This is a genomic window from Cellulophaga sp. 3_MG-2023 (assembly GCF_030546975.1).
GTDB lineage: Bacteria > Bacteroidota > Bacteroidia > Flavobacteriales > Flavobacteriaceae > Cellulophaga.
Genome location: NZ_JAUOPS010000013.1, coordinates 1 through 10,912 on the forward strand (window position 1 = coordinate 1; position 10,912 = coordinate 10,912).

The window sequence follows — 10,912 nt, forward strand, 5'->3', positions numbered from 1 at the left end:
TCACGATGGTGAGGATACACCAGATTACATTGATTTAGATAGTGATAATGACACAGTTCCAGATAATAATGAGGGTAGCGACTTTAACTTTGATGGAGTTCCAGATCAGACATTTACAGGAGTAGATACAGATGGTGATGGTTTAGATGATGGTTATGAAGGCTCAGATGTAAACGATGGTTTTGATGTAAATGATGAGATCAATGATCCTGCAAATGATTTACCAGATACAGATGGTACAGAAGATGTTAACTACAGAGATTTGGATGACGACGGAGACGGAATAAACACGCCAGATGAAGATGCAGATGGTAATGGTGACCCAACCAATGACGATTCAGATAATGATGGTACACCAGATTATTTAGACCCTACAGATGACAGAAAAGATACAGACGGCGACGGTGTTCCAGATGCAGTAGATTTAGATGACGATAACGATGGTATATTAGACGCAGTAGAGGATCCAAATTTAGATGGCGATAATGATCCATTAACAGATCCTGCAGATACAGATGGTGATGGCATACCAAACCATTTAGATATAGACGCAGATAACGATGGTATTCCAGACAACGTAGAAGGACAAACAACAGAAGATTACATAGCACCAAGCGGAAACGATTCAGATATGGATGGTTTAGATGATGCTTATGAAGGATCAGGAGACGAAGGAATTACACCAAATAATCACGATGGTGAGGATACACCAGATTACATTGATTTAGATAGTGATAATGACACAGTTCCAGATAACAATGAGGGTAACGACTTTAATTTTGATGGAGTTCCAGATCAGACATTTACAGGAGTAGATACCGATGGTGATGGTTTAGATGATGGTTATGAAGGATCAGACGTAAACGATGGTTTTGATGTAAATGACGAGATCAACGATCCAGCAAATGATTTACCAGATACAGATGGTACAGAAGATGTTAACTACAGAGATTTGGATGACGACGGAGACGGAATAAACACGCCAGATGAAGATGCAGATGGTAATGGTGACCCAACAAACGACGATTCAGATAATGATGGTACACCAGATTATTTAGATCCTATGGATGATACTCCAGGTGTTGATACTGACGGAGATGGTGTTCCAGACGCAGTAGATTTAGATGACGATAACGATGGTATATTGGATGTAGTAGAAGATGAAAATATAGATGGCGATAATGACCCGTTAACTAATCCTGCAGATACAGATGGTGATGGCATACCAAACCATTTAGATATAGATGCTGATGATGACGGTATTCCAGATAATGTAGAAGCACAAACCACTGATGGTTACATTGCTCCTAATAATGATGATGCAGCAACATATTTAGCAAACGATGGAGTAAATAGTGCTTATTTAGATGGTTTAACACCAAATAATCACGATGGTGAGGACACACCAGATTATATAGATTTAGATAGTGATAATGACACAGTTCCAGATAATAATGAGGGTAACGACTTTAACTTTGACGGTATTCCAGATCAGACATACACTACTATAGATACAGATGGTGATGGTTTAGATGATGGTTATGAGGGATCAGATGTAAACGATGGTTTTGATGTAAATGATGAGATCAACGATCCAGCAAATGATTTACCAGATACAGATGGTACAGAAGACGTTAACTACAGAGATTTAGATGACGATGGTGACGGTATAAATACACCAGATGAAGATGCAAATGGTGATGGTAACCCAACAAACGATGACGCAGATGGTGACGGAACTCCAGATTATTTAGATCCAGATAATACACCAGACGAAAATGCAGTAGTAGTTATGCAAATGGTTACTCCTAATAGTGATGGTAAAAATGATTTCTTATGGATAGATAATGTAGAGCTAGTTCCTAATAATACATTAAGAATCTATAACAGATGGGGTATTGTAATTTTTGAAGCTGATGGTTACAACAACATTAATAATGTTTTTGATGGTAAATCTAAAGGAAGATCTACTGTAAAAGCAGGTGAAGTTTTACCTTCAGGAGTATACTATTACATCTTCAATTACGAACAAAACGGAAATAATAATACCGATAGTGGTTATCTATACGTAAGTAAATAACATAATTAATATCATAAAATGATAAAAAGAAGCATTCTTGCAACAATTATATTAGTAATACTTGTTTTAGACAGTGTTAGTGCGCAACAAGACGCACAATACACACAATATATGTTTAATACATTAGCTGTTAATCCCGCATACGCAGGATCTAGAGGTCAACTAAGTATTGCTGCATTATACAGATCTCAATGGGTAGGATTAGATGGTGCGCCAAAAACTCAGACTCTAAATTTACACTCGCCTATACGAAACAGTAATTTGGGATATGGCGTATCTATAGTTAATGATGAAATTGGAGATGGTGTAGTTCAGGAAACTTATGTTGATGGGACTTTATCTTACACATTAAAACTTGCTCAAGAAAGAAAATTATCTTTTGGACTTAAAGTAGGTTTCAATAGGTTAAACTTAGATTTTGACAAACTAAGAAAAATAGATGATGAAGTAGTAGAAACAAATAATATAGATAATAGATTCTCTCCTAATTTTGGACTAGGTTTTTACTACCATACAAATAAATTTTACTTTGGACTTTCAGCTCCAAACTTGTTAGAGACAGATCATTTTGATAGTAGCAATTCAGATTCAGATGATGGTGTACAGTTTTTATCTCAGGATAAAATCAATTTATATGCTATAACAGGTTATGTGTTTGACTTAAATAACGATTTAAAATTTAAGCCAGCATTATTAACAAAAGTTGTAAGTGGAGCACCGCTTCAAGTAGATTTATCGGCAAACTTTTTATATAATGAGAAGTTCTCATTTGGTGCAGCCTACAGATGGGATGCTGCAGTAAGTGCAATGGCAGGGTTTCAAGTATCAGACCAAATTATGTTAGGCTTAGCTTATGATAAAGAAACTACAGAATTAGGAGGAACTCAATTTAATGATGGTTCTTTTGAGGTGTTTTTAAGATTTGAACTAGTTAGAGCTTTTGAAAAGCTAGTTTCACCTAGATTCTTCTAAAAAAATAAAATTTACAAAATGATTAAGAAAATTATAGTTTTACTTGCTATACTATTTTTTACTGTTGGAAATATTAATGCCCAAGAGAGATTAATAGAAAAAGCAAATGATAAATACAAAAGTTACGCTTTTAGTCCTGCTATAGATATTTATACTAAAGTTATAGAAAAAGGATTTGTATCTGCTGAATTACTAGGTAAATTGGCTAACTCATATTACTTTAATGCAGATTATAAAAAGGCAGCAGATATATACAAAAGGTTAGTAGCAGAGTTTGAATCAGATGTTACAGCAGAACAATATTTTAAATATGCGCAAACACTAAGGACACTAGCTCAGTATGATGAATCTAATGCTATTTTAGAGAAGTTTTATGATGTAGCTTCTTCAGGAGAAAAAGCTTTATTTGCAAAAGATACAATCGCATCTTCTGCAAAAATTAGAGAAAATTTAGATAAATTTAAAGTATCTACTTTTAAGTACAATAGTGTGCATAACGAGTTTGCTCCAACATTTTATAATGAAGGACTTCTTTTTTCTTCAGATAGAGATACGGGTAACTTAGCAAAATATAGACATACTTGGAACTCAAGAGATTTTTTAGACCTATATAAAGTAAATGCAGATAGCTTGTCTTTAAATAAAGTTGTAAAATTAGATAAAAATATAAATACTAGATATCACGAGTCAACATCTACAATTACTAAAGATGGCACTACTATGTATTTTACACGTAATAATTATAAGGACGGAAAGCGTGTACAAGATAAAAATGGTGTAGTAAGATTAAAAATATTTAGAGCAGATTTTATAGATGGGGTTTGGACAAATATTACAGAATTGCCTTTTAATAGTGACGATTACTCAGTAGCTCATCCTACATTAAGTAATGATGAAAAAACATTATATTTTGCTTCTAATATGCCTGGTACTTTAGGTTTGTCAGATATTTTTAGTTCTAGTATTAATGATGATAATACTTATGGGACACCTGTAAATTTAGGAAGCAAAATTAATACAGAAGAGAGAGAGACTTTCCCATATGTATCTAATGAAGATATTTTATATTTTTCTTCAGACGGACATCTTGGTTTAGGAGGGTTAGATATATTTGCAACCAAAATTGCAAACAATACACTTAATGGCTCTATTGTAAATGTTGGTGAACCAGTAAATAGTAATATGGACGATTTTACCTTTATTTTTGATAGTGAAAATAGAAACGGATATTTTGCTTCTAACAGAAAAGGTGGAGTAGGTGAAGATGATATTTACTCAGTAGTAGAAAATGAACCTTTGGTTTTAGATTGTATTCAGCAAATAACTGGTACGGTTAGAGATAAAATTTCAAATGAAATTTTAGTTGGAGCAGCAATAAAAGTTATTGATGAAAATAATGAAGAAATTTCTTCTACAATTATGAGTTCTAATGGTGTTTATAATATACAATTAGATTGTAATCAAGGAAATTTTGTTAGAGCTGTAGTAGAGGGTTATGTTCCATCAGAAAAATATATTAACAAGTCTAATGGAGAACCACAGGTAATCGATTTTTATCTAGAAAGAGATAAAGTTACTGCAGGTGCAGGAGATGATTTGGCTAAATTATTACAATTAAGTACTATATATTTTGATTTAAATAAGTTTGATATTAGACCGGATGCAGAAATTGAAATTCAAAAAGTGATTGTTGCTATGGAAAAATTCTCTAGTTTAAAAATCAAAGTTAATTCACATACAGACAGTAGAGGTAAAGATTCTTACAACTTATGGTTGTCTCAAAAGAGAGCAGAAGCAACAGTAAATTATATGGTATCTAAAGGAATTGATGCAAGTCGTTTACAAGGTGAAGGTTTTGGAGAAACTAAACTTGTAAATAAATGTGAAAATGGTGTGCCTTGTACAGTAAAAGAACATCAATTAAATAGAAGATCAGAATTTATTATTATAGAATAATTAATACTACATAACTTATTAAAAAAGCCTTAACACTTGATGTTAAGGCTTTTTTTAATTGTTCTTACTTCAAGTTTCTAGAGCTATATGATACGTTATCGGCTATTCACAACAAATATTAAATATTTGATAGTTAAAAGTATAATTTAGCGCCTTAATAAGATGGGTGTGTTTTTAATAACACATTCCCCAAAAACCCAATTCTTATTATGAAGTTGATTAATATATATTTAGTGTTTTTTTTCTTGCTGTTTACTAGTTTAGTATTAGGGCAGGATACTTTTAGAGATAATTTCTCATCTACATCATATAGTAGAAATGATGGTAATCAGAATTTTTCCACAAACTGGATAGAGTCCGGAGATAATAATAGTCCTTGGAGTGGTAACATCAGGGTTATAGGAAATAGATTGCGATTAAGAAATATAGACAATGGTTTTATTTACAGATTTATTCCATTGTCAGGTTACGATTCAGTAACATTAACCTTAGATTTTGATGCTCGTAACAGAGGAGGAGAATCATTGGGTGTCTACATTTATAACGGTAGCACAGGGGCTTGGAACTTAGTGCGTAATATAAATACTAACACTCAAGGATCTTTATCTTATACACTAACCGCTGCACAAATAGCATCTAACCCTGCAATAATTTTTAGGTCTACTAGTGGTAACAATTGGGCCAATACAGATCAAATTTTTATAGACAATGTGTTTTTTACAGCAGTATCTAGTCCTGTTTTAGAAATTAATGATGTTACAGTTAATGAAAATGCAGGTACAGCTACTTTTACTGTAAGGCAAACTGTAGCAAGTGCATCTGGCTCTTATACTGTTAACTATACAACTTTTAATGGTACAGCAACTTCGGGTTCAGATTATACAGCAAGAACAGGTACTTTAAATTTTAATGGTAACATTAATGATACAGAAACTATTACCATACCAATACTAAATGATACTACTATAGAAGGAGCAGAAGAATTTTCAATAAGATTTACTAGCTCTAGTAATTCTACCATAGATATATCAGACATAGGTACTGGTACTATAATAGATGACGATGCTTTGGTAATGACAGATGGTGTTACAGTTAATAGTTGTAACGATACTTTTTTTGATCCAGGTGGACCATCAAACTACAGTAATAATGAAAATGCAACTTATACAATTTGTCCTGATACAGCAGACACTTATATAAATGTAGATTTCACAGCTTTTGAAGTTGTAACAGGTGATATTTTATATATATATGATGGTAACTCTACTAGCGCACCTTTAATAGGTCAGTTTGATAGTGCCAACGTTCCAACGTCAATAAACTCATCAGCAGCATCAGGGTGTTTAACTTTTAGGTTTACATCTAATGGTAATACAACAGGTGCGGGTTGGCAAGCTCAAGTTAATTGTTTTCCAGAAGGGCCGGTAATAGAAATTGAAGATGTAACTATAGATGAAGATGCAGGTGTAGCAATTTTTACGGTTACATCTACAAGAGCTGCCCACGGTAGAAATGTATTTTTATTTGGTTTTGTTGAAGCGCCTTTTACGGTAGATTATACAACAGTAGATGATACTGCTTTGGCAGGTAGTGATTACACGGCAGTAAGCGGAACATTAACCTTTACAGGTGAATTGGGAAATGTACAAACTATATCTGTCCCCATAACTAATGATGGTACACCAGAATTTGCAGAAAATTTTAAAATAGAATTTACTGGGGCTACGGCTCAATATGCAACCATTAATTATACTGATACGGGTATAGGAACAATTAACTCACAAATTTTAGCTAATGATCCACTTACTTTATTTCAGGAGTTTGATGGATACTATGATTACTCCACAACAGGAGGTACATTAAGAACTGGAGCAAATGGAGTTTCTCCTTGTGCTGTTACTACATCATCTTCAAACACATTAATATCTCCAATTCCTAATACAGGAACAGTAGAAAGAGCTTATTTATATTGGGCTCACTCTAGTACAGTTAGAGATGCGGATGTTGTTTTTGAAGGTCAAAATGTATCAGCAAATTTCTTATATCAAACTTCATTAACCAATAGAAACTTTTTTGGTTATGTAAGTGATGTTACAGATATTGTTAAAAGCGTAGCAAACCCTAGTACAAATGTTTTTGATTTTAGTGGTTTAACTATAAATAATACGGGAGATTATTGTACTACTTCTACAGTTTTAGGTGGTTGGACATTAATTGTATTTTATGAAGATCCAAATTTACCAGCAGTAAATATAAATTTATACCAAGGTTTTGATGGTCTTAGTAATGAAGGTACTTCGTTTACATTAGATTCTTTTTATGCTATTTCAGGTGCAGGAGCAAAAGCATCATTTTTATCATGGGAAGGAGATCCAGATTTAAATGGTTCTAGTTCTGGATCTACAAACCCAGAAGAACTATCTATAACAAACCAAACAGGACAGAATTTTATTTTAACAAACGACGGTGGACAGTCTGGTAACAATGCCTATAATTCTACTATTTATGATAATACTGTAAGTCCAACTTATAATATTGCTAATTCATATGGTGTAGATTTGGATACCTATGATATTTCTTCATTTATATCGCCAGCAGATAGTCAGGTAACAGCAAATGTAGATGTTGGTCAAGATTTTGTAATATCAGCTGCGGTAGTTATAAAAGTTCCTTCTAACTTAATTGCAGGAACTGTTTTTGAAGATGTTAATTACCCAGGCGGTATTGGTCGTGACCAAGCCACATCTAATGGAGTAGGTATACAAGGTGCAGTAGTAGAGTTATTTGATAGCTCAGGTAATTTTATTCAAAGAAAAACAACAGATGCATCTGGTTATTACTCTTTTGGAGGAATGGCAGATGGAGATTATTTAATAAAAACAGTAAGTTCTACAATAAAGTCAACTAGAGGTGGTGGCTTTAGTTGTTCAGATTGTTATCCAGTGCAAACATATAGGTCTTTTGGTACAGCAGGTGCCATACAAGCAGAACCAAATGAGGTAGGAGGTAAAGACCCAACAGCTACTCAGGATGTTTCTTTAGGTGTAATTAATAATGCGCAAACTGTATCCAACGTATCTGTTGCAGGTAATGGTGTTGTAGGTATTAATTTTGGTTTTAACTTTAACACTATAGTTAACACTAATGAGGAAGGTCAAGGATCTTTAAATCAATTTATAATAAATTCAAATAATCTAGCAGAAGCGACTGTAGATATTGAAGCTAATAGTCTTTTTGACCCAGCAGCGGGTGATGATACGTCAATATTTATGATTCCTCCTACATCAGATTCATTAGGTAGAACAGCAGATGCAAATTATGCAGGTGGTATATTTGATATTTTAATATCTAATGGTAATCCCTTAGAAGAAATAACAGGTACTAAAACAGTTATAGATGGGCGTACACAAACAGCATACTCAGGAAACTCTAACTTTGGAGCAGAAGGAGCTGGCGGTACATCAGTAGGTGTTTCAGGAGTATCTTTACCAGGATATGATAGGCCTGAAATACAGATTCATAAAAATAACGGAGATGTACTTAATACATCTGGTAATGGTACTGTAATACGTAATATATCTGTTTATGCAAACAATAATGCAGGTGTTATTATTAGTGGAGGAGAAGGTACTGTTTCTCATTCTCTCTTAGGAGTAAATGCAGTAGGAGTAAATGCAGGTAATATAGATTATGGAGTAGAGGTTACAGGAGGAGAAGCAACAATAGATTCTAATTTTATTACAACAAATATTGACGCAGGTATTATAATAAGAGGTGGGTCTTCTGTACTTGTTCAAAATAATCATTTAACAGAGAATGGAACAGGAGCTTGTTTTGATAATATTTTTATTGAAGGAGGTAGTAACATAACAATTACTCAAAATTTAATTGAAAAAGCAGGAGCATTAGGTATAGAAGTAGAAGATGTAGATGATGTAGCAATATTAGAAAACACAATTAGAACCTCTGGACAAAACGGAGGTAATTGTAGTGGTGTAGTAGAAAATGCAGGTATAAAAATTGATGGTAATAACTCATCTATAACAAATAACATTATAACCAGCAATGGAGGAGCAGGCATAGTAATTGCTGGAGGTAATACAAGTGGTAATCTAATATCGAAAAATTCTATATATGCCAACGGAACTACAACACCGGCTCTTGGAATAGACTTAGACGCCAGTAATGATGTAGGAGATGGAGTTACAATTAACGACAATGGAGACACTGATAACGGACCTAATGGTTTAACCAATTTTGCTGTAATATCTAATGCGTTTATATCTGGTTCAAATATTATAGTAGAAGGTTGGTCTAGGCCAGGAGCTACAATAGAATTATTTTTAACCGATATTAACGAAGGAACAGCTAGTCCCGGAGATAATAGTTTAGGAATGGTAACAGATTATGGAGAGGGACAAATTTTTATAGGATCTATGATAGAAGGTAGTTCGTCAGATCAGTTTCCTAATACATCTAGTTACTCAGATGATGATGGAAACAATGATACTACTAATAAGTTTAGGTTTGTTACCCCAAAACCAGCATCTGTAGCTATTGGGAATTTTGTAACCACTACAGCAACAATTTCAAACTCTACATCAGAGTTTTCTCCTTATGTAATTTTAAAAGCTTTTAATGCAATTACAAACAGAAATATTACCCATAGAGTTAAAGGTAATTAAACTACTTCAACTCACAAATATATTGAGTACTTCAAATAAAAAATGAAAAGATTATATTTTTATAGTCTTTTCAACTCTCTTGTAATTCGTTTAAAATCGCATTGTTATCGATTAAAAACACTTGTTAATACCTTATTTAACAGGGATAAAAATTATCCACATTGCTTTTATAGAAGTTAACCATACAAATAGGTGCTTACACAACATTTATTTTCTAACGGCGTATCTAACGTTAATTTTGTAAAGTGAAGTTGTTTATAGGTTAATATGAGAAGTTTAAATGTCTCAGCTTTAAAATTAAAGCAGATGTTGAATCATCTTAAACTTATTGCAAAGAAATAAATAGAATAAAACACCCCGGCATGAAGAAGATTTTATTACCGATGATTTTTTTAATATCATCAATTGCGTTCTCACAAACTACAGTTACCCTAGAAGATCAATGTAATTGTGAAGTTTTAAGCGGAACAGATGTAACCGCGCCAGGAACTGCATCTCCTGCAGGTGCAGACTTAGGAGACTTATATGTTAATACAGATACAGGAACTATCTATTTTTGGGATGGTGATTCTTGGGAGCTATCTTCAGGTAGTAACCCCGAAATTCTAGATTTTGTTTTTGATCAAGCAGCAGGTGAACTTACGCTTACTATGCAGGGTGGTAGTACAAGTGTAGTAGATTTGTCCTATTTGTTTGAAACAGTTACTACGTTGGTAGACAATGCAGATGGTACATTTACATATACAAATGAAGATGGTGTAGCTACAACTTTTGATGCAAAACGTTCTACAGTTTTAGACAATGGAGACGGTACATTTACATTAACAGATGATTCAGGAAACTCAGCAACAGTAGATACCAACAACACCATAACTACATTGGTAGACAATGGTGATGGTAGCTTTACTTATACATCAGAAAACGGAACAGCAACAACATTTACAGAAACATTATCTACATTGGTAGACAATGCAGATGGTACATTTACATATACAAATGAAGATGGTGTAGCTACTACTTTTGATGCAAAGCGTTCTACAGTTTTAGATAATGGCGATGGAACCTTTACATTAACAGATGATTCAGGAAACTCAGCAACAGTAGATACCAACAACACTATAACTACATTGGTAGACAATGGTGATGGTAGCTTTACTTATACATCAGAAAACGGAACAGCAACAACATTTACAGAAACATTATCTACATTGGTAGACAA

4 protein-coding genes and 1 pseudogene are annotated in these 10,912 nt (G+C 33.5%); all 5 read left to right on the forward strand.

The genetic code is table 11. The annotated features are described in order from the left end of the window. Window positions 1-2,080, forward strand: a 2,080-nt coding sequence (locus tag Q4487_RS16960; RefSeq protein ID WP_303545773.1) for a gliding motility-associated C-terminal domain-containing protein, incomplete at its 5' end; no start/stop codon positions are given. Between the two features lie 18 nt (window positions 2,081-2,098). Further along, entirely contained in the window at window positions 2,099-3,052 is a 954-nt protein-coding gene (locus tag Q4487_RS16965; RefSeq protein ID WP_100895139.1) for a type IX secretion system membrane protein PorP/SprF, read from the forward strand. A gap of 18 nt (window positions 3,053-3,070) precedes the next feature. Continuing rightward, complete coding sequence (locus tag Q4487_RS16970) at window positions 3,071-5,008, forward strand: OmpA family protein (protein WP_303545776.1); 1,938 nt, start codon at window positions 3,071-3,073, stop codon at window positions 5,006-5,008. Window positions 5,009-5,217: 209 nt separating this feature from the next. Beyond that, a complete protein-coding gene (locus Q4487_RS16975; protein WP_303545779.1) occupies window positions 5,218-9,693 on the forward strand; it encodes an S-layer family protein in 4,476 nt (1,491 codons plus the stop codon). A 362-nt stretch (window positions 9,694-10,055) separates the two neighbouring features. Beyond that, a pseudogene (locus tag Q4487_RS16980) lies at window positions 10,056-10,912 on the forward strand (hypothetical protein); the annotation flags it as partial.